Source organism: Halomonas saccharevitans, assembly GCF_900116405.1.
In the GTDB taxonomy this organism is placed as follows: Bacteria; Pseudomonadota; Gammaproteobacteria; order Pseudomonadales; family Halomonadaceae; genus Halomonas; species Halomonas saccharevitans.
In genome coordinates, this window is the sequence record NZ_FPAQ01000013.1 from 1 (window position 1) to 19,802 (window position 19,802).

18 protein-coding genes are annotated in these 19,802 nt (G+C 67.8%); 6 read left to right on the plus strand and 12 right to left on the minus strand.

Annotated features, from left to right (window positions below; all coding sequences use genetic code 11):
* Positions 1-454 precede the first annotated feature (454 nt).
* Both aspS and BM388_RS07490 read right to left on the minus strand, forming a co-directional pair.
* Positions 455-2,236 (minus strand): aspartate--tRNA ligase, encoded by a 1,782-nt coding sequence (gene aspS / locus BM388_RS07485; protein WP_089848733.1) that lies wholly within the window; start codon positions 2,234-2,236, stop codon positions 455-457.
* Positions 2,237-2,286: 50 nt separating this feature from the next.
* Positions 2,287-2,547, minus strand: coding sequence for an FmdB family zinc ribbon protein (locus BM388_RS07490; RefSeq protein WP_089848735.1), 261 nt, complete (start codon positions 2,545-2,547; stop codon positions 2,287-2,289).
* A 210-nt stretch (positions 2,548-2,757) separates the two neighbouring features.
* On the opposite strand from BM388_RS07490, the gene BM388_RS07495 reads away from it, so the two are divergent.
* From BM388_RS07495 to BM388_RS07505, 3 genes are read left to right on the plus strand one after another with little or no spacing between them, the layout of a single operon-like run.
* Entirely contained in the window at positions 2,758-3,693 is a 936-nt protein-coding gene (locus BM388_RS07495) for a D-2-hydroxyacid dehydrogenase (protein WP_089848737.1), read from the plus strand.
* A gap of 19 nt (positions 3,694-3,712) precedes the next feature.
* Entirely contained in the window at positions 3,713-4,621 is a 909-nt protein-coding gene (locus tag BM388_RS07500; RefSeq protein ID WP_089848739.1) for a ribokinase, read from the plus strand.
* 54 nt (positions 4,622-4,675) lie between these two features.
* The gene (locus tag BM388_RS07505) at positions 4,676-5,617 is read left to right on the plus strand and encodes a nucleoside hydrolase (protein ID WP_089848741.1); all 942 of its coding nucleotides are present in this window, start codon (positions 4,676-4,678) and stop codon (positions 5,615-5,617) included.
* A gap of 85 nt (positions 5,618-5,702) precedes the next feature.
* On the opposite strand, the gene BM388_RS07510 is transcribed toward BM388_RS07505, so the two are convergent.
* Positions 5,703-5,975, minus strand: coding sequence for an acylphosphatase (locus BM388_RS07510; RefSeq protein ID WP_089848743.1), 273 nt, complete (start codon positions 5,973-5,975; stop codon positions 5,703-5,705).
* A gap of 286 nt (positions 5,976-6,261) precedes the next feature.
* On the opposite strand from BM388_RS07510, the gene BM388_RS07515 reads away from it, so the two are divergent.
* Positions 6,262-7,308 carry a Glu/Leu/Phe/Val family dehydrogenase gene (locus BM388_RS07515; RefSeq protein ID WP_089848745.1) on the plus strand — a complete coding sequence of 349 codons (1,047 nt, stop codon included), beginning with the start codon at positions 6,262-6,264 and terminating at the stop codon, positions 7,306-7,308.
* A 121-nt stretch (positions 7,309-7,429) separates the two neighbouring features.
* Here BM388_RS07515 and BM388_RS07520 read toward each other — a convergent pair whose 3' ends face one another.
* Positions 7,430-8,392 (minus strand): YihY/virulence factor BrkB family protein, encoded by a 963-nt coding sequence (locus tag BM388_RS07520; RefSeq protein ID WP_089848747.1) that lies wholly within the window; start codon positions 8,390-8,392, stop codon positions 7,430-7,432.
* 158 nt (positions 8,393-8,550) lie between these two features.
* On the opposite strand from BM388_RS07520, the gene BM388_RS07525 reads away from it, so the two are divergent.
* Positions 8,551-9,639, plus strand: coding sequence for a bifunctional nicotinamide-nucleotide adenylyltransferase/Nudix hydroxylase (locus BM388_RS07525; protein ID WP_089848749.1), 1,089 nt, complete (start codon positions 8,551-8,553; stop codon positions 9,637-9,639).
* Positions 9,640-9,773: 134 nt separating this feature from the next.
* Here BM388_RS07525 and BM388_RS07530 read toward each other — a convergent pair whose 3' ends face one another.
* The 7 genes from BM388_RS07530 to BM388_RS07560 form a co-directional block, all read right to left on the minus strand.
* Positions 9,774-10,691 carry a LysR substrate-binding domain-containing protein gene (locus tag BM388_RS07530; RefSeq protein WP_089848751.1) on the minus strand — a complete coding sequence of 306 codons (918 nt, stop codon included), beginning with the start codon at positions 10,689-10,691 and terminating at the stop codon, positions 9,774-9,776.
* A gap of 94 nt (positions 10,692-10,785) precedes the next feature.
* Positions 10,786-12,228, minus strand: coding sequence for a cardiolipin synthase (gene cls, locus BM388_RS07535; protein WP_089848753.1), 1,443 nt, complete (start codon positions 12,226-12,228; stop codon positions 10,786-10,788).
* 135 nt (positions 12,229-12,363) lie between these two features.
* Positions 12,364-13,869, minus strand: coding sequence for a fumarate hydratase (locus BM388_RS07540; protein WP_089848755.1), 1,506 nt, complete (start codon positions 13,867-13,869; stop codon positions 12,364-12,366).
* A 167-nt stretch (positions 13,870-14,036) separates the two neighbouring features.
* Complete coding sequence (nei, locus tag BM388_RS07545) at positions 14,037-14,867, minus strand: endonuclease VIII (RefSeq protein ID WP_089848756.1); 831 nt, start codon at positions 14,865-14,867, stop codon at positions 14,037-14,039.
* A gap of 59 nt (positions 14,868-14,926) precedes the next feature.
* Positions 14,927-16,954, minus strand: coding sequence for an excinuclease ABC subunit UvrB (gene uvrB / locus BM388_RS07550; RefSeq protein ID WP_089848758.1), 2,028 nt, complete (start codon positions 16,952-16,954; stop codon positions 14,927-14,929).
* Between the two features lie 66 nt (positions 16,955-17,020).
* Complete coding sequence (locus BM388_RS07555) at positions 17,021-17,458, minus strand: OsmC family protein (RefSeq protein ID WP_089848761.1); 438 nt, start codon at positions 17,456-17,458, stop codon at positions 17,021-17,023.
* Positions 17,459-17,526: 68 nt separating this feature from the next.
* Complete coding sequence (locus BM388_RS07560; protein ID WP_089848763.1) at positions 17,527-17,724, minus strand: hypothetical protein; 198 nt, start codon at positions 17,722-17,724, stop codon at positions 17,527-17,529.
* Between the two features lie 151 nt (positions 17,725-17,875).
* On the opposite strand from BM388_RS07560, the gene ygfZ reads away from it, so the two are divergent.
* On the plus strand, positions 17,876-18,910 hold the full coding sequence (gene ygfZ, locus BM388_RS07565) for a CAF17-like 4Fe-4S cluster assembly/insertion protein YgfZ (protein ID WP_089848765.1): 1,035 nt from the start codon (positions 17,876-17,878) through the stop codon (positions 18,908-18,910).
* Between the two features lie 37 nt (positions 18,911-18,947).
* Here ygfZ and BM388_RS07570 read toward each other — a convergent pair whose 3' ends face one another.
* The gene (locus BM388_RS07570; RefSeq protein ID WP_089848766.1) at positions 18,948-19,712 is read right to left on the minus strand and encodes a TatD family hydrolase; all 765 of its coding nucleotides are present in this window, start codon (positions 19,710-19,712) and stop codon (positions 18,948-18,950) included.
* Between the last annotated feature and the right edge of the window lie 90 nt (positions 19,713-19,802).

Below are 19,802 nucleotides of genomic sequence, written 5' to 3' on the forward strand. Positions count from 1 at the left end.
CCTGCGAGGCAATGGGCAAGCCACACGGCAGCCGGGCCACGACATGACGGCAGTGTCCCAGTGCCTGCGGGTCAGGGAGCGTCGGGCCGGTAGGAGAACCCCTGGCGGTCCTATGAGGCTCCCGCCCTCCGGGGCAGGGTGACCCTCGAGCGTAGAGCAGGGTAGCTCCGCGACGAAGTGATGACAGGTCGGTACCCAACCCACGAATACCAGAGAGATCCACCGTCGCTGATAGCCCCTCGCTTCCTGACCCGTAGGCATTGAGGACAACCGCATGCACTGAAGAGACAACCGAGCCCTTGACAGGTCAATCCATACCAGGACCTCCTCTTCGCCCTATCCCCGGCGCCTCTCGTATCGGATAAAACCGCGACTCCCTTTTTAAGGTCAGGTATCGATACGCCACCGGCGCCCTGGGGCGCCGGTGGGATGGTGCTGGAGGGGACGACGAGGCTTACTCGCCGGCGCCCTCGGCCTTGGCCTTCTGGCGCAGGCGGATGTTGAGCTCCTTGAGCTGGTCGCCGCTCACCTCGCCCGGCGCCTCGGTCAGCAGACAGGACGCGCTCTGGGTCTTCGGGAAGGCGATCACCTCACGGATGGTCTTGGCGCCGCTCATCAGCATCACCAGGCGATCGAGGCCGAAGGCCAGGCCGCCGTGGGGCGGTGCGCCGTACTGCAGGGCGTCGAGCAGGAAGCCGAACTTCTCGCGGGCCTCCTCCTGATCGATGCCCAGCACCTCGAGCACGGTCTGCTGCATCGCCTGATCGTGGATACGGATCGAGCCGCCGCCGAGCTCGGTGCCGTTGAGCACCATGTCGTAGGCGCGCGAGAGAGCCCCGGCCGGATGGGACTTGAGGGTCTCGACGTCGCAGGACGGCGCGGTGAACGGATGGTGCAGCGCCTGCAGGCGTGCGTTGCCGTCCTCCTCGAACATCGGGAAGTCGACCACCCACAGCGGCGACCACTCGGCGGTGTAGAGGTCCAGGTCCTCGCCGAGGCGAACGCGCAGCGCGCCCAGGGCCTCGTTGACGATGCGCGCCTTGTCCGCGCCGAAGAAGATGATGTCGCCATCCTCGGCGCCGACGCGATCGAGCAGGGTCTCGACCACGCCTTCCATGAACTTGACGATCGGCGACTGCAGGCCCTCGAGGCCCTTGGCACGCTCGTTGACCTTGATCCAGGCCAGGCCGCGGGCGCCGTAGATGCCGACGAACTTGGTGTACTCGTCGATCTCCTTGCGCGACAGCTTGGCGCCACCGCTCACCTTCAGCGCGGCCACGCGGCCGTCATCGGCGTTGGCCGGGCCGGAGAAGACCTTGAAGTCAACGTCCTTCATCAGGTCGTCGACGTCGGTGAGCTCGAGCGGGATGCGCAGGTCCGGCTTGTCGGAGCCGAAGCGACTCATGGCCTCGGCATAGGGCATGCGCGGGAACTCGGGCAGTTCGACCTCGAGCACTTCCTTGAAGAGCTGGCGGACCATCGTCTCGGTGATCCCCATGATGTCCTCCTCTTCGACGAAGGAGGCCTCGATATCGATCTGGGTGAACTCCGGCTGGCGGTCGGCGCGCAGGTCCTCGTCGCGGAAGCACTTGGCGATCTGGTAGTAGCGATCGAACCCGGACACCATCAGCAGCTGCTTGAACAGCTGCGGCGACTGCGGCAGGGCGAAGAAGCTGCCCGGATGGGTACGGCTCGGCACCAGGTAGTCGCGGGCGCCCTCGGGGGTGGCGCGGGTCAGGATCGGGGTCTCGATGTCGAGAAAGCCCTGCCCCTCGAGGAAGGCGCGCACGTTGTGGGAGATGCGCGAGCGCAGGCGCAGCTTGTCGATCATCTCCGGGCGGCGCAGGTCGATGTAGCGATGCTTGAGGCGCACCTCCTCCCCCACCTTGCCATGCTCGTCGAGCTGGAACGGCGGCGTGGCGGCGGTGTTGAGGACCTCGACCTCCTTGGCCAGCACTTCGATCAGCCCGGTGGGCATGTTGGGATTCTGGGTGCCTTCCGGGCGCAGCCGGATCCGGCCCTGGATGCGCAGCACGTACTCGCTGCGGGCGCGGTCGGCATTGGCGAAGGCCTCGGCGGTATCGGGGTCCACCACGACCTGGGCGATGCCGTCGCGATCGCGCATGTCGAGGAAGATGACGCCCCCGTGGTCACGGCGGCGATGAACCCAGCCGCACAGGGTGACCGTCTGGTCCACCAGGGTCTCGTTGAGCTGGCCGCAATAATGGCTGCGCATGTCGTATCCTGTTCCGTTGCGTGAAGTGGTGAAAAGGCAGCGTGGACGGCTCAGGCGAGCGTTCCGTCCTTGCCGGATGTCGCGGCGGTCTTCGCGCCCTCGCTGCCGCCGGCCAGGTTTTTCTTGCTGCCGGTCTTGAAATCGGTCTCATACCAGCCGCCGCCGGCCAGACGGAACCCCGCCGCGGAGATCAGGCGGTTGAGCTCGGCTGCCTCGCAGGACGGGCAGTCCGTCAGCGGCGCGGCGCTGATCTTCTGCAGCTTCTCCAGGCGGTGGCCGCAGGCCTTGCACTCGTATTCGTAGATGGGCATGGTTTGCTCACTCCCGAAATCTGTCATGTCCCATGGGCAAGCGCGTGCCGGGCATTCGCCGGGGCGCGCGGGTGCGGTACGATATAGGGCCGGCCCGCGGATAATCCAAGCCTGCCTCGAAAGCCGGGTATTATAGCCTGCCGCCGCCTGCCAGGCCCAGCCCCGGCATGATTCAACCTCCGATGCGGCCGACTCGACAAGGACCTCCCTATGAAAGCCGTCATTCTCGACGCCGCAAGCCTCGGGCCAGGCATCGACCTGACCCCGATCCGAGCGCATCTCGACGCCCTGGATGTGCATGAATACAGCGCCCGCGAGCAGGTCGTCGAGCGGCTGGCCGGCGCCGAGGTGGCCATCGTCAACAAGGTGGTGCTCGACGGCGACGCCCTGGCGGCGCTGCCCGAGCTAAAGCTGATCTGCGTGCTGGCCACCGGCACCAACAATATCGACATGGCCGCCGCCGAACGCCTGGGCATCGCCGTGCGCAACGTCACCGCCTACGGCACCGCCAGCGTGGCCCAGCACACCCTGATGCTGATGCTCGCCCTGGCCACCCGCCTGCCCCGCTATCAGCGGGACGTGGCCGAGGGCCAGTGGGGCGAGAGCCCCTTCTTCTGCCTGATGGATCACACCACCCTGCAACTGGAGGGCAAGCGGCTGGTGATCGTCGGCCAGGGGGAGCTGGGCTCCAAGGTGGCGCGCCTCGCCCAGGCCTTCGGCATGCACGTCGACTTCGCGGCCCGTCCCGGCAACGAGGCTCACGACAGCCGGCAGAGCCTTGTCGAGCTGGCCCCCGTGGCGGACGCGATCAGCCTGCACTGTCCGCTCACCGAGGCCACCCGTCACCTGGTCGACGCCGACCTGCTGGCGACCCTGAAGCCCGGCGCACTGCTGATCAACTGCGCCCGGGGCGGCATCATCGACGAAGCGGCGGCACTGGCGGCGCTGCGCGACCATCGCCTCGGCGGGCTGGCGGTCGACGTGCTGCCGACGGAGCCGCCCCGCGACGGTCATCCGCTGCTCGACGCCCTGAACGAGCCGCTCAACCTGATCGTCACCCCCCACAATGCCTGGATCACCCCCGAGGCTCGCCAGCGCATCGTGGCCCTGACCGCCGACAACCTGCGCCACTGGCTGGCCGACTGACTGATTGCAAGAGGACGACATGCTGCACAATTTCGGGTCCATCAACCTCGATCACTTCTATCGCGTATCCCATCTGGTGAGACCCGGCGAGACCCTGGCCAGCCGTGACTACCGCGTCGGCCTCGGTGGCAAGGGCGCCAACCAGTCGCTGGCCATGGCCCGCGCCGGCGGCCGAGTCAGCCACTGGGGCCGCCTCAATCACCGCGATGCCTGGGCCCGTTCGCTGCTCGGCGAGGCCGGCGTGGAGGTCGCCGGCATCGCGCTGGTCGACGCGCCCAGCGGCCATGCCGTCATCCAAGTCGACGATCAGGGCGAGAACGCCATCATCCTGTTTCCCGGCGCCAACCACGGCTTCGATGTCGCCGACCTCGAGACGCGCCTCGACGCCACGCGCCCCGGCGACTGGCTGCTGGCCCAGAACGAGACCAACGCCCTGCCCGAGGTGCTGGAACACGCCGCCGAGCGTGGGCTCAAGGTCGCCTTCAACCCCGCGCCCATGGGAGCCGAGGTGCTGTCGCTTCCCCTGTCGGGGTGCACGCTGCTGTTCGTCAACCGCGGCGAGGCCGCCTGGCTCGCCGGCGTCGACGAGGATGCCGCCCCCGAGGCGCTGCTGGAGGGCCTGGCGCGCCGCCTGCCGGACACCGATACCGTGCTGACCCTGGGCGGTGACGGCGCCTGGTTCCAGGGCGGCGGTGAACGCCACTTCCAGCCGGCGCTGCCGGTGGCGCCGCGGGACACCACCGCGGCTGGCGATACCTTCATCGGCTACTACATGACGGCCCTGCAGGAGGGACAGACCGTCACCGACTGCCTGCGGCTTGCCGCCACGGCCGCCGCCCTGGGCGTCCAGGTCGAGGGGGCCACCGAGAGCATTCCCCAGCGCGATGCGGTCGAGCGCGCCCTGAGCGACGGCTGCGTGGCACGCTGATCCGTCCGCCCCGCCGCCAATGCCGCTGATGTCTTAAAGGAAAGGAGCCCCACCGTGACGCATCCGATCATCTTCGATACCGACCCGGGCGTCGACGACGCCCAGGCCATCGCCATCGCCCTGCGCCATCCCGAGATCGAGCTGCTGGGCATGACCACCACCTACGGCAACGTCGATGTGGAGACGGCGACTCACAATGCCCTGCTGCTGGCGGAGCTTGCCGGGCGGGAGATCCCCGTCGCCCAGGGGGCGGCGGGGCCGATGGTCAAGGATCGCCATCCGCCGCCGGCTCACATCCACGGCGCCAACGGCCTGGGCGACATCGCCCTGCCACCGGTCACGGGGCGGGCCGAGGGCGTGAGCGCCGCGCAGTTCATCGTCGACACCGTGATGGCTCGGCCCGGCGAGGTCACGCTGGTCGCCGTCGGTCCGGTGGGCAACCTGGCCGCCGCCCTGCAGCTCGACCCGGACATCATCGACAAGGTGAAGCACGTGGTGATCATGGGGGGCTCGATCCGCGAGGGCGGCAACGTCAGCCCGGTGGCCGAGGCCAACATGTTCAACGACCCGGACGCCGCGGCCCGGGTGCTGACCGCCGGCTGGCCGCTGACGCTGGTCGGCCTGGACGTCACCCACCGCTGCGTGCTGACCGACGCCCACATGAGTCGCATCGAGGCGGGCCAGGGGGAACTCGGCAAGGTGCTGGCGGGAAGCTTCGCCTTCTACCGGGACTTCTACCGCGAGGCGCTGGGCATCGACGGCTGCTGCCCCCACGACAGCTGCGCCCTGGCCTGGCTGCTGCGCCCGGAGCTCTTCACCACGGCGCGTGGCCATCTGACCGTGGCCACCGACGGCGATGCCGAGGGCCAGACCATCTTCGCCCCCGCGGGGCGCGGCTTCATCGAGGCACGCTGGTCGCGCACGCCGCTGGTGGAGGTCTGCCTGGGTGTCGACGGCGCGGCTGTCAGCGACTGGATCGCCGACACCCTGGCCTGAGCGCCGCGCCCCGGCGGCCGCCGGGGCGCCTAGTTCTGCTCCACCGGGCCCGCTCGCCCGTTATGGTCGTGAGGGAATGGCCGGCCTAGCCGGTGCGGAAGTCGTCCGGGACGTGCGTCTCGATCACCTCGAATTCCACGTGGGTGACCCGCGCCCCGTCCGGGCCCTTCCACAGCCACTCGGCGAGGCGCTTGACCGCCTCGCGCTCGCCGCACATCAGCACTTCCACTCGTCCATCCGGCAAGTTGAGCGCATGGCCGGTAATGCCGGCCTTGAGAGCCTGCTCCTGGGTCGCCCGGCGATACCACACCCCCTGCACCTTGCCGGTCACCAGCGCCTTCGCGCAGCACGTGTCCATGGCCGTCTCCTGATGATTGCGATGGGAATTTCCTCCTTTCTACCAGCCCGGCCGTCGTCGCGGCCAGTCCTCTGCGCTCTTCCCCGCATTCCCCCCTCGCCACCCCCCACCGTTACCGTCTCGTAGCCGGCTCGCCCACGCGCCTGACCACTTCCCGTACGAAGGCCGATGCCCTAGGCTTAGCGGTATCCCCGGACGCCTCACGGCCACAAGCCGACCGCGGCCGAGGATCGCCCTACCCGGGCAGACATCACCACAACAATCATCCTCACGAGGGAGACACGTCATGCCGGTCTTCGACCACCCCGAATTCGATCATCACCAGCAGATCGTCTTCGGCAGCGACGAGGCGAGCGGCCTGCGCGCCATCATCGCCATCCACGACACCACCCGCGGCCCCGCCCTGGGCGGACTGCGTATCTTCCCCTACGAAAGCGACGCCGAGGCCCTCACCGATGTGCTGCGACTCTCCCGCGGCATGACCTACAAGTCGGCGCTGGCCGATCTGCCGCTGGGCGGCGGCAAGGCGGTGATCATCGCCGATCCCCGCCGGCACAAGACGCCTGAGCTGCTGCGCGCCATGGGTCGCCTGGTCGACTCCCTGAACGGCGCCTACATCACCGCCGAGGACTCGGGATCCGGCGAGGACGACATGCGCCTGATCGCCGAGGCCACTGAGCATGTGGGTGGCCTGCCCCGCCATGGGCAGGCCTCCGGTGATCCCTCGCCCTTCACGGCCTGGGGCGTGTTCAGTGCGCTGAAAAGCGCCGTGCGTCATCGCCTGGGGCGTGACGACCTGAGCGGCCTGCGCGTCGCCGTGCAGGGCGTCGGTCACGTCGGCGCCCACCTGGCTCGCCACCTGCACGCGGCGGGGGCTCGGCTGGTGCTGACCGACGTCGATACGGCGGCTCTTGCCCATCTCGCCGAGGAGCTCGGCGCCGAGACCGTGGCGCCGGAGGCGATCGCCGATGCCGAGGTCGATGTCTTCGCCCCCTGCGCCCTGGGCGCCGCTCTCTCCGCCGAGGTGGTCGAGCGCTTGCGGGCGACGGTGGTCTGCGGCGCCGCCAACAACCAGCTCGCTACCCCCGAGATGGCAAAGCGCCTGCAGGCCCGCGGGATTCTCTACACCCCGGACTACGTGGCCAACGCCGGCGGAGTGATCGAGATCGCCTGGCAACGGCGCGACGACTATGCGCGCGAGGCCGTCATGGCCCATATCGAGGGCATCGGCACCACCCTCGCCGAGATCTTCGCGCGGGCCGAGCGCGAGGGACAGAGTCCGGCCATCGTCGCCGACGACCTGGCCCGGGAGCGCTTCCGCCCCGCCGACTGAGGCTCGAGGAACGCACCAGGACGGGGCCAGCACGTGGCCTAGCGCAGAAGGCCGGCGATTGCCGGCCTTCTGCTTTTGTCTCCTGTTCGTCCGTCTTGGTGCGCTTTATCGATACTCTTCGTCAGGGCTCTTGACCAGCGCTCGTATCGGCGCCCTCGGGCTCGCCGAGCTCGTGTCGTTCGAGCAGCTCATGGCGCACCAGCACCGCGGAATTGCGCGGCACCACGTTCTGCCCTCGGGCCAGCAGGTGGCACTTGGTGAAGGCGGCTCCGAACAGGAGGATCAGCGAGCTGTAGTAGACCCACAGCAGGATCATTACCACCGAGCCCGCCGCGCCGTAGGTGGAGGCCGTGGCCGTATAGGCCAGGTAGATGGCGATGCCCCAGCGGCCGATGGCGAACAGCGCCGCGGTGACCACGGCGCCGACCAGCACGTCCTGCCAGCGCAGCACCACGTCCGGCAACACCTTGAAGATGGTAGCGAAGAGCGCGGCGATCACCGCCAGCGACACCAGGAACTCGGCGGCGCTGGTCAGCATGCCCACATAGGGCAAGAGGTCGTCCCCCGCCTGGAGCACGGCGCGCACCACTACGCCGAGTACCAGCGAGACCAGCAGAATGAAGCCGATGGCCAGCACCACGGCCAGCGACAGCAGACGATTCTGGATGAACTTGAGCGCGCTGTTGCCGCTGGGGCGAGCGGTGACGCCCCACAGGGTGTTGAGCGAGAACTGCATCTGGGCGAAGACGGTGGTCGCACCGACCAGCAGCGCCCCGACGCCGAGCAGCGTCGGCAGCAGGCCGGATTCCTGAATCCTCGACTGGGCGACCGCCTGCTCGATGGCGGCGGCGGCGTCGTGGCCCATGGTGCTCTGCAGCTGGGCGACGATCTGGCCCTGGGCGGCCTCCTCGCCGAGCACCACGCCGATCACCGTGACCGCGATGATCATCGTGGGGGCCAGGGAAAAGAGCGTGTAGAAGGCCAGCGACCCGGCGTAGCTGAAGGCGTTGCGCTCCAGCCAGAGCCTCACGGCGCCCTGCACCACGTTCCACCAGAACTGCACCGCCTGGCGTATGCTCGTCACGTTTGGCTTTATCACTGCGTTCCTCGTGCCTGTGTCGTTTGTTTCAGCATAACCGAATGGACACCGCCTCGCCGAGGCTCGCGGCGATTGCAGCGATACGCGGGGCTGACCATAATGGCCCCGGCTCACGCCTTCCTCCTCTTCCGCCAGGAGCCTTCATGACCGCACGACCGGACGACAGCGCTACCGAATTCGACTGTCTGGTGTTCATCGGCCGCTTCCAGCCGCCTCACCTGGGACACCTGGCGGTGATTCGAGAGGCGCTGCGCCAGGCGCGTCAGGTCATCGTGCTGGTGGGTTCCGCCTGGCAGGCGCGCTCGCTGCGCAATCCCTGGCGCTACGAGGAGCGGCTGCGCATGCTGCGCAGCGCCTTCGAGGAGGAGGAGAATGCTCGCCTGAAGGTCGTGCCGCTGCTCGACGCCCTCTACAACAACGACGTCTGGGTGCGCGACGTACAGCGCAAGGTGCGCGACATCGCAAGCCCCGAGCACGCGCGACTGCCGCGCATCGGCCTGATCGGCGCCAGTCGCGGCCAGTCCAGCTACTACCTGGCGCTGTTTCCCCAGTGGGAGTCGGTGAGCGTGCCGCTGGTGGAGGGCATCTCGGCGAGCCGCATTCGCGACCGGCTGTTCCGCTCGGCGGCGTCGGCGGAGGACTACCTGAGCACCCACGCGGCCCACGACCTGCCCCCCGGCGTGGTGGCGCGGATCCGCACCTTCCTCGAGGAAGCGACCTACGGCCAGCTGGTCGAGGAGCAGCACCTGCTGGATCAGTATCGCCAGGCCTGGGCCCAGGCCCCCTACCCGCCCATCTTCGTCACCGTCAATGCCGTGGTGGTGCAGTCCGGCCATGTGCTGTTGGTGAGGCGCACCGCCGCCCCGGGCAAGGGGCTCTATGCGCTGCCCGGCGGCTTCATCAGCCCCCATGAGCGGCTGATGGACGCCTGCCTGAGGGAGCTTCGCGAGCGGGTGCGATTGAAGGTGCCGGAGGCGGTACTCAAGGGCTCGCTACGCGGCCAGCGGCTCTTCGACGAGCCCCACCGCAGCTGGCGCGGCCGGACCCTGGCCGAGGCCTTCTACTTCGCGCTGCGCCCCGAGCAGCAGCTGCCCCAACTCAAGCCGGTCAAGGGCGGCGACCATGCCCGCTGGGTGCCGCTGGCCGACCTCGATCCCGAGAGCCTGTTCGAGGATCACTTCTTCATCATCCAGGACTTCCTGGGCCTGCCCGCCGACTTCGGCGGGCCGTGATCACGGCAGTGCAGCAGAACCATGGGGGGCAGACCCCGAAGCCCCGAGCTTCTAAAAAGGCTGGAATTTCCGTGACGAGCGAAGAGTAGGTGGGGACGCCGAGCTATAGAGCGCAGTAGGAAATCCTGCCTTTTTCAGGCCTGCAGGAAATCCCGCGGCAACTTCATCATCTGCCGCCACAGCTTCTCGACGCCTGGCTTGTGCACCAGCGAGCAGCGGTAGAGACGAATCTCCAACGGCACGTCCCACTGTTCGCCACCGGCGCGCACCAGGCGGCCGTCCTTGAGCTCCTGGCGAATGCAGAAGTCGGGAATCCAGGCCATGCCCATGCCCTGCATCACCATGCCCTTCAGGCCCTCGGCCATGGCAGTCTCGTAGACGGTGCGCAGTCGCATGCGCACCGGGTCGTTCTTGAGCAGCATGCGCACGCTGCGCCCGAGAAAGGCGCCCTGGGTATAGGCCAGGTAGGGAATCGATTCCTGGCCTTCGAGGGTGAAGCGCGGCTTGCCCTGCTCGTCGGGCAGGCAGACGGGCAGCATCTTCACCTGGCCGATGGAGAAGGAGGGAAAGACCTCGGCATCCAGCTGCATGCTGGCGTAGGGGTCGTAGTAGGCCAGCATCAGGTCGCAGTTGCCCTCACGCAGCACGTGGATAGCATCGCCCACGTTCATGGCGACCAGCCGTGTCGGCAGCTCACCGAGGCCCTGCTGCAGGCGGGAGATCCACTGCGGATAGAAGCTCAGGGCCAGCGAGTGGGCGGCGACGATGTCCAGCGCCTCATTGGCCATGGCCAGGCCGCGCAGGTGGCCGAGGCTCTCGTTGAGCTGCTCGACGATGTTGCGGGCGGTGACCAGGAACAGCTGCCCTTCCGGGGTGAGGTCCACCGGCGTGGTGGAGCGGTCGACCAGAGTCACGCCCACGGCCTGCTCCAGGGAGCGAATGCGCCGGCTGAAGGCCGGCTGGGTGACGTGGCGCTGACGGGCCGAGCCCGAGAAGCTGCGCGTGCTGGCCAGGGCGACGAAGTCTTCCAGCCATTTGGTCTCGAGGTTCACCAGGACTCCCCAGGATATCGTGATGCCTGCCCCCCGACGGGGAGCGTTTGAAGCCCGCTAATGTACCCCAGCCGGGAGCGCGACCCAAGCCGCATCACTGGATCGGCGAGAGCAGGTAGGCGGCCCGAGAGAGCAGCTTTCGCCACAGCGGGCGACGCGTGAGCTCCTCGAGCGTGACGCGACGGCAGTCGCCGAAGTCGCGCTCGAGCATCTGGCGCACCTCGGCGGCGAAGCGCCGGTCAGGCACCACGGCGGTGATCTCGAAGTTGAGCCGAAACGAGCGGTTGTCGAGATTCACCGTGCCCACGCTGGCGGCGACGTCGTCGATCAGCATGACCTTCTGATGCAGGAAGCCCGGCTGGTAGCGGAAGACCTTGACCCCGGCGCGCAGCATGTCGGGCAGGAAGGAGAAGGCCGAGAGGAAGACCAGCAGGTGGTCGGGCCGCTCGGGCATCATGATCCTCACATCCACCCCGCGCATCGCCGCCAAGCGCAGCGCGTCCTGCACGCCCTGGTCGGGCACGAAGTAGGGGCTCGTCACCCACAGCCGCTCATGGGCGCTGTGGATCGCGTGCTGCACCAGCAGGCTCGCCGTCTCCAGCTGATCCGCCGGCCCCGAGGGCACGATCACCACGCTCTGGCTCTCCGCCAGGCCCTCGTCCTGGCGGTCGCCTGCAAAGGGCACGGGGGTCCAGGTCAGCGAGATCATCTCGCCGGTGGCCCAGTGCCAGTCCTCCCAGAAGGCCTCCTGCAGCCCCAGCACGCTGGGGCCGCTGAGTTTCAGGTGGGTGTCGCGCCAGTGGCCGAGGCGCGGGTTCTCGCCCAGGTACTCCGTACCGACGTTGAAGCCGCCGGTCCAGCCCTCGCGGCCGTCCACCACCAGTACCTTGCGGTGATTGCGGAAGTTGAGCTGGAAGCGATGTTTCAGGCCCCGCGAGGAGCGAAAGGCGCTTACCTCCACGCCGGCCATGCGCAGATCGCGGAGGTAGCGCTCGGGAAGGCTGTGGGAGCCGATCTCGTCAAACAGGAAGCACACCCGCACTCCCCTCTCGGCGGCGCGCTGCAGGCGCTGCTTGAGCTCGAGCCCCAGGGCGTCATCGCGCACGATGAAGAACTGAATGAGGATGTACTCCTCGGCGGCTTCGATGCCGGCAAACAGGCTCTCGAAGGTGGCCTCGCCGTCGACCAGCAGCTCGGCTCGGTTGCCCCGGGTGAGCGGCATCAGGGCGAGCTGCTCCACCGCGCGTATGTCGGCATTGCTGGCAGATGACAGGTAGGGTTCGAAACGATCCCGGTAACGGTGCAGCTGGCGGCGCAGCACGCTGTCGCGCTCGCCCCGGGCCAGCACGTAGCCATAGAATCGCGGGCGGCCGAAGATCCAGTAGGCCGGCACCGCCAGGTAGGGCATGGTTAAAAGCGAGATGATCCAGGCGATGGCGCCCTGAGAAGTGCGCGCCGACATCAGGGCCAGCACCGCCGAGAGTATGCCCAGCACGTATATCAGGAAGATCGCCAGGCCAATCAGCCAGGAGGTCATGGTCGGGTCCCCGTTCCGTGGGACGACGGCGTGGCCGTCCGAAAACACAATGTCCTGTTGCCTACCCGCCCAGCATACCCCTAACGACGACGGCCCCACCAGATGGCGGGGCCGTCGTAAGCGTTCGCGTGAGAATCAGGCGCGCTCGGCGATGATCTCCTTCCACTTCGCCGGGCCGGTCTGGTGCACGGACGTACCGGCGCTGTCGACTGCCACGGTCACCGGCATATCCTCGACCTCGAACTCATAGATCGCTTCCATGCCGAGGTCCTCGAAGCCCACCACACGGGCCTGCTTGATCGCCTGGGCGACCAGGTAGGCGGAGCCGCCCACCGCCATCAGGTAGACCGCCTGGTTGTCGCGGATCGCCTCGATGGCCGCCTCGCCGCGCTCGGCCTTGCCGACCATGCCCAGCAGGCCAGTCTCCTCGAGCATGGTACGGGTGAACTTGTCCATCCGCGTGGAGGTGGTCGGCCCGGCCGGCCCGACCACCTCGTCGCGCACCGGATCCACCGGGCCGACGTAGTAGATGAAGCGGCCCCGCATGTCGACGGGCAGCGGCTCGCCCTTGCCGATCATGTCGACCATGCGCTTGTGGGCGGCGTCGCGGCCGGTGAGCAGCTTGCCGTTGAGCAGCAGTGTGTCGCCAGGCCGCCAGGTCTTGACCTCCTCCGGCGTCACGCTGTCGAGGTCGACGCGTTTGACGTTGTCGCCCGCCTCGCGGGTGATCTCCGGCCAGTCCTCGAGCTTCGGTGTAGGCAGTGCCGCGGGGCCGGAGCCGTCCAGGGTGAAGTGCGCGTGGCGGGTGGCGGCGCAGTTGGGGATGATCGCCACCGGCTTGTTGGCGGCGTGGGTCGGATAGTCCTTGACCTTGATGTCGAGCACCGTGGTCAGCCCGCCCAGCCCCTGGGCGCCGATGCCGCTCCTGTTGACCTTGTCGAACAGCTCCAGGCGCAGCTCCTCGGCGCGGTTTGACGGGCCGCGCGCCTGCAGGTCCTGGATGTCGATGGGATCGAGCAGCGCCTCCTTGGCGATCTCCATGGCCTTCTCGGCGGTGCCGCCGATGCCGATGCCCAGCATGCCGGGCGGACACCAGCCGGCGCCCATCTTGGGCAGCTGCTCCATCACCCAGTCGACCACGCTGTCCGACGGGTTGAGCATGGCGAACTTGGACTTGGCCTCGCTGCCGCCGCCCTTGGCCGCCACGTGTACCTCCACGGTGTCGCCGGGCACCAGCTTGTGGTGGATCACCGCGGGGGTGTTGTCCTTGGTGTTGGCGCGCTTGCCGTCGGGGTCGGCCAGCACCGAGGCGCGCAGCACGTTATCCGGCAGCTGATAGGCGCGACGCACGCCCTCGTTGATCATGTCGTCGAGGCTCATGTCGGCCTCGAAGCGGACGTTCATGCCGACATGCACGAAGACCGTGACGATGCCGGTGTCCTGGCAGATCGGGCGCTTGCCGAAGGCACACATCCGCGAGTTGATCAGGATCTGCGCGATCGCGTCCTTGGCTGCCGGGTTCTCCTCCCGCTCGTAGGCCGCGGCCATGGCGTCGATGAAGTCCTTCGGATGGTAATAGGAGATGTACTGCAGGGCATCGGCGACGCTCTGGATCAGATCGTCCTGGCGAATCACGGTCATGGGCAAGGAGCTCCTTGGCGTTGTCGGCATGCCTACCTGCGCTGTGAGATGGCGCCTCGGTGGGCCTGAACGGCGGGCATTATACCCTACCCTCGAGGCTGTCGACATTCTCGCCAATGGTCGGAGCTGCTGTTTAGTAGCAATGATAGATAACGGTATAAATCTTATTAGCGGGAAGGCTCAGGTTGACAGCTGGGGCAGAAATAGATGCGTCGTGAGCTCACCGAGGTACGTTCGATCGCGGCCCCGCAGGCGTGGCACGCCAACCCCTCGCGCTCGAAGACGGCGAAGCGCCAGCGGCGTCGGGAGGCGCCTCGGGCACGATCGGCAGACGCCCACTCCTCACGATTGGTCACCCCGGCCTCGTCGTAGGCCTGGCGCGTGACCGAGAGGATGCACTGCGCCAGGCGTGCCAGCCTCTCCTCCTCGAGGGCTTGGGGCTTCACGCGATGATGGAGGCCGGCGAAGAACAGGATCTCGGAGCGCAGGTAGTTGCCGATGCCGGCGAACAACCCCTGATCGAGCAGCAGCCCGCCCAGGCCCCGGCGGCGAAAGCGCGGCTCGAGAAGACGCGTCATGGCCTGCTCCACCGTCACCCCGTGGGTCAGGACGTCCGGGCCGAGGCGCGACAGAAACGGGTGCTCGTCGAGCCGCTCGGCATCCCACAGCGAGACGTCCGAGGCGCTGTAGAGGCTGGCCGCCCTGCCCTCGGCGACCAGGCGCACCCGCAGCGAGCGGCCGGTGTCCGGCTCGCGTTCGGCATCATGCAGCTTCCAGACTCCGTAGAGCTGGTTGTGGGAATAGAGCACGCGGCCGTCGTTGAAACGGGTCAGAAGCGCCTTGCCCCAGCTGTCCACGGCGTCTACCTCACGTCCGATCAGTGAGGCGGCCTGCCCCGCCAACTCGGGAAAGGCGAACCAGGCGTCATCGAGACGCCGACCGGCAATCTGGCGATGCACGCGGTCGGCGGCGCGACGGATCTCGGGCCCTTCAGGCATGCGGAAACCTCGATAAGGGTGAGCGAGAGGCGTTGGGGGCCGGGAAAACCTCGAACATATCAGGCGGAACCCAGCATCAGCTGACGCTCCTTGAGCGCGTGCAGGCGATCGCGCAGGCGAGCGGCCTCCTCGAACTCCAGGTTCTGCGCCGCCTCGTGCATGCCGTCCTCGACCCGGGAGACCTCCTTGAGCAGCTCCTGGGGCGACAGCTCGGCGGGATCGTAGACCGCCTCGCGCTCGGCGACCTTGCGTTCGCCGCGGCGCCCCTTGCCTTTCTTGCCGGGAGCCTGGGCGGCCTCCATGATATCGGCGACCGAACGCGTGACGGTGGTCGGGGTGATCCCGTGGGCCTCGTTATGGGCGATCTGCTTGTCGCGACGCCTGTCGGTCTCTTCCATGGCGCGACGCATGGAGTCGGTGACCCGGTCGCCGTAGAGGATCGCCTTGCCGTGGGCGTTACGCGCGGCGCGACCCATGGTCTGAATCAGCGAGCGCTCGTTGCGCAGGAAGCCTTCCTTGTCGGCATCGAGGATCGCCACCAGCGAGACCTCGGGAATATCGAGGCCCTCGCGCAGCAGGTTGATCCCCACCAGCACGTCGAACTTGCCCAGGCGCAGGTCGCGGATGATCTCCACGCGTTCCACGGTGTCGATGTCGGAGTGAAGGTAGCGCACCCGTACGTCGTGCTCGTCCAGGTACTCGGTGAGATCCTCGGCCATGCGCTTGGTCAGCGTGGTCACCAGCACCCGCTCCCCCACCTCGGTACGCGTGCGAATCTCGGAGAGCAGGTCATCGACCTGGGTGGTGGCCGCGCGCACCTCGATCTCCGGGTCGAGCAGTCCGGTCGGCCGCACCACCTGCTCGACCACCTGACCGGCGTGCTCGGCCTCGTAGGGGCCGGGCGTGGCGGAGACGAAGATCGTCTGCGGGCAGATGCGCTCCCACTCCTCGAACTTCATCGGGCGGTTATCGAGCGCCGAGGGCAGGCGGAAGCCGTACTCCACCAGGGTCTCCTTGCGCGAGCGGTCGCCCTTGTACATGCCGCCCACCTGGGGAACGCTGACGTGGGACTCGTCGATGAACAGCAGCGCATCGGCCGGCAGGTAGTCGAAGAAGGTCGGCGGCGGCGCGCCGGGGTCGCGCCCGGAGAGGTAGCGCGAGTAGTTCTCGATGCCGTTGCAGTAACCCAGCTCCAGCATCATCTCGATGTCATAGAGGGTGCGCTGCTCCAGGCGCTGGGCCTCGACCAGCTTGTCCTGCTTGCGCAGCTGGTCGAGGCGCGTGGAAAGCTCGGCCTTGATCTCGTCGATGGCGCCGAGGATGGTCTCCCGCGGCGTCACATAGTGCGACTTGGGATAGATGGTCATGCGCGGCACCTTGCCCCGTACCTCGCCGGTGAGCGGATCGAACAGGCTGATGGTGTCGATCTCGTCGTCGAAGAGCTCGACGCGCACCGCCTCGTCCTCGGCGTCGGCCGGGAAGATGTCGATCACGTCACCGCGCACCCGATAGGTGCCGCGCTTGAAGTCCATGTCGTTGCGGGTGTACTGCAGCTCCGCCAGGCGGCGCAGGAGGGCACGCTGGTCGATCTGCTCGCCACGGGTAACGTGCAGGCGCATCTTCAGGTACTGGTCGGGATCGCCCAGGCCGTAGATCGCCGATACCGAGACCACGATGATCGCATCGCGGCGCTCCAGCAGCGCCTTGGTGGCCGAGAGGCGCATCTGCTCGATGTGGTCGTTGATCGAAGCATCCTTCTCGATGAAGGTGTCCGACGACGGCACGTAGGCCTCGGGCTGGTAATAATCGTAGTAGGAGACGAAGTACTCGACGGCGTTGTCGGGGAAGAACGACTTGAACTCGCCATAGAGCTGCGCGGCCAGGGTCTTGTTGGGCGCCATCACGATGGTCGGGCGCTGCAGACGCTCGACCACGTTGGCCATGCTGAAGGTCTTGCCCGAGCCCGTCACGCCCAACAGCGTCTGGTGGGCCAGCCCCGAGTCGAGCCCACCGATCAGGCCCTCGATGGCCGCGGGTTGGTCGCCGGCCGGCTGGAACTTGGACTGCAGACGAAAGGGCTTGCTCATGGCGGCTCCGATGGCGAGCCGGACGCCCTCACGGCGCCCGGGAAGAAGACGACGCCGGGCGCGGGGTCAGGCGTCGGCGCGGGTAGCGGTGCGCTGGTCGGCGAGGCGGGTCGAGACCTCCACGGTGGAGGTGGTCATCAGCCGGTGGATCGGGCACTTGTCGCTGATCTCCTCGAGCCGCTTCTGTTGCTCGGCGTCCTCGATGCCGTGAAAGGCCATGGCCACGTCCAGGCGATAGGTCCCGTGGCGCTCCTGGCTGTCGTCGCGGTTGACCGTGACGCTCACGCCCGACAGCGGCCACTGCTTGCGGCGCGCGTACATCATGGCCGTGATCGCCTTGCAGGCGCCCAGGGAGAGATCGAAGTAGTCGTGGGGATCCGGGGCGCTGTTCTCGCCGCCGTAGGCCTCGGGCACATCGACGAAGAGGTCCTCGAATCCGTCCAGCTCGACCCGCTGACGATAGATATGGTTACGCTCGCTGACGACTTCAATGGTCTTCTTCATGTCACCTCCAAATCACCTTCCCTGGAACTTCACCTCGAACATAAACGCCTCATCGGGTCGCCGTCCGGTCACTTCACCTCGATGCCGAGCTTGAGGTCCTTGATAACTTTGATCAGCGCCTCGCGGCGGGCCTTGCCCTCGACTTCCGCGCCGTGGCGACCGACCTCGACAGTGTCGACGCCGTCGAGCATCATCAGGGCGGTGGTGATGCGGTTGACCTGGTCGGCGTTCTCGACGCCCTGAAAGCTCAGCGACTGTTGGGCCATGATCGGCTCCTGAGAGGAATGAAAGGGTGCATAAGAGTAGGCATCGAGTCTAGCACGCCACCGAGGTACCGGGCAGCGCTTGCAATGCCGCTCCGTCGCCCGCATCTAGCGCAGCATCAAGCCCGACACCGAATCACGAGGAGCCCCGCAGATGAAGGATTGGATCGCTGCCACCGGCGGCCGGCAGGAGGCCGGTCATCGCGTGACGTTCGAGACGCCCGCGGCACCCCGGGTCGCCCTGGATACGACGGTGATGACGCCGCTCGCCCACCTCGGGGTGCTCGACGTCGAGGGTGCCGATGCCGAGCGTTTCCTGCAGGGCCAGACCAGCGCCCAGTTGTCACTGGCCGACGGCGGCTTCGCGCCGCTGACCTGCTTCTGCACCCCCAAGGGACGCGTGCTGGCCAACGCCCAACTGATGCGCATCGCCCCGGCACATTTCCGCCTGATCATGCATGCGAGCCTGGTACCATCTCTCGCCGAGCACCTGGCGAAGTTCGCCGCCTTCTACAAGGCCGAACTGCGAGTTCGCGACGACCTGGCGCTGCTCGGCCTGATCGGCCGCGAGGCCCCGGCGCTTGCCGAGGTGCGCTTCGATGCCGCAGCACCCCGGCCCTGGCATCAGGCCGGCGACGAGGCAGTCCAGCTGCTGGCCCACCCCGGGCCGCGGCCTCGTCTGCTGGTCTGCCTGCCGGCCGAACGCGTCGAGGAAGACTGGCAGCGGCTCAAGGAGCACGCCACGCCTGTCGACAACGCCGTCTGGCGGCTGCAAGACATCCAGGCCGGGCTCGCCTGGCTCAACGCCGAGCAGCGCGACACCTACCTGCCGCAGATGATCAACTGGGAGGCGCTGGGCGGCATCAGCTTCAAGAAGGGCTGCTATACCGGTCAGGAGGTGGTCGCCCGCGCCCACTTCCGCGGCCAGGTCAAGAAGCGTCTGGTGCGGGCCCAGCTCGACGGCGGCCTGCTGCCGGAGCCCGGCAGCGCCATCGAGGACGCCAACGACAAGCGCCTCGGCGAAGTGCTGGGGGCCGAGCTCGACGCCTACGGCGAGGCCGAGGTGCTGGCGGTGATGAGCACCAAGGAGCCCGCCCTGCCCCTGCGCTGCGCCGGCCAGAAGCTCAAGCTGCTGAAACTGCCCTATGCGGTGGAACGGCTGGATCCGGAGGCGCTGGCGGCTCGCTAGGCCCTCCACCACCGGCCATCCGCGCTGCGAGAGCCGACTAGGACGGCAGGTCGAAGAGCCGTCGGGCGGTGGCGGTACTCGCCGCCGCCACCCGCTCCTCCGACTGGCCGCGAAGCTCGGCCACCGTGCGGCATATCTCGGCGACTCGCGCCGGCTCGTTGCGCTCTCCCTGATAGCCGGCCAGCGGCATATCGGGGCTGTCGGTCTCCAGCACGTAACCGTCGTCCGGCAGCGAGGCCACGGCGCGTTGCACGCGCTTGGCGCGCTCGAAGGTCGTCGCCCCGCCGAGCCCCAGGGTGAAGCCGAGATCGAGGAACTTTTTCGCCTGCTCGGGCGAGCCGGCGAAGGCGTGGATCAGCCCACCCGCCGGCAGGTCGAGCTGACGCAGCCGCTTGGCGACACGGTCGTTGGCCTGCACGCAGTGGATCACCACCGGCAGCGTCCTTTCCTTGGCCAGGCGCAGCTGGGCGTCGAAGAAGCGCCACTGGGCGTCCCAGCTGTCGGCAAAACGCGCATCGATGCCGCACTCCCCGACCGCCACGATCTCCGGATGATCGTCCAACCACTGCGCCAGCGCTTTGAGATCGCCCGGCGCATGCTCGTCCATGAAGTAGGGATGCAGCCCCAGGCAGATGCTGACGTCCTCGCGTTTCCCCAGCGCCAGCACTCGCCCCCAGTGCTCACGGGTCGTCCCTGGCACCACGCAATGCGCGACGCCCACCGCCCTGGCCCGCTCAATCACCAACTCGCGGTCGGCATCGAAATCGGGGAAATCCAGGTGGCAGTGGGCGTCGATCAGCATGAGCAGTCTCTGCGGTTAGGGAAGCCTTGGCAGGCGGCTGATCCGGCGGCAGGCCCCGGGGTGCCGGACCATCGCGGAGGCGCTGTGAAC

Coding starts and splice junctions, on each gene's coding strand:
- cls (WP_089848753.1), bottom strand. CDS start 12,228: ATGACCTCCTGGCTGATTGGCCTGGCGATCTTCCTGATATACGTGCTG.
- BM388_RS07555 (WP_089848761.1), bottom strand. CDS start 17,458: ATGAAGAAGACCATTGAAGTCGTCAGCGAGCGTAACCATATCTATCGT.
- BM388_RS07490 (WP_089848735.1), bottom strand. CDS start 2,547: ATGCCCATCTACGAATACGAGTGCAAGGCCTGCGGCCACCGCCTGGAG.
- aspS (WP_089848733.1), bottom strand. CDS start 2,236: ATGCGCAGCCATTATTGCGGCCAGCTCAACGAGACCCTGGTGGACCAG.
- ygfZ (WP_089848765.1), top strand. CDS start 17,876: ATGAAGGATTGGATCGCTGCCACCGGCGGCCGGCAGGAGGCCGGTCAT.
- nei (WP_089848756.1), bottom strand. CDS start 14,867: ATGCCTGAAGGGCCCGAGATCCGTCGCGCCGCCGACCGCGTGCATCGC.
- uvrB (WP_089848758.1), bottom strand. CDS start 16,954: ATGAGCAAGCCCTTTCGTCTGCAGTCCAAGTTCCAGCCGGCCGGCGAC.
- BM388_RS07500 (WP_089848739.1), top strand. CDS start 3,713: ATGCTGCACAATTTCGGGTCCATCAACCTCGATCACTTCTATCGCGTA.
- BM388_RS07560 (WP_089848763.1), bottom strand. CDS start 17,724: ATGGCCCAACAGTCGCTGAGCTTTCAGGGCGTCGAGAACGCCGACCAG.
- BM388_RS07525 (WP_089848749.1), top strand. CDS start 8,551: ATGACCGCACGACCGGACGACAGCGCTACCGAATTCGACTGTCTGGTG.
- BM388_RS07515 (WP_089848745.1), top strand. CDS start 6,262: ATGCCGGTCTTCGACCACCCCGAATTCGATCATCACCAGCAGATCGTC.
- BM388_RS07495 (WP_089848737.1), top strand. CDS start 2,758: ATGAAAGCCGTCATTCTCGACGCCGCAAGCCTCGGGCCAGGCATCGAC.
- BM388_RS07510 (WP_089848743.1), bottom strand. CDS start 5,975: ATGGACACGTGCTGCGCGAAGGCGCTGGTGACCGGCAAGGTGCAGGGG.
- BM388_RS07570 (WP_089848766.1), bottom strand. CDS start 19,712: ATGCTGATCGACGCCCACTGCCACCTGGATTTCCCCGATTTCGATGCC.
- BM388_RS07540 (WP_089848755.1), bottom strand. CDS start 13,869: ATGACCGTGATTCGCCAGGACGATCTGATCCAGAGCGTCGCCGATGCC.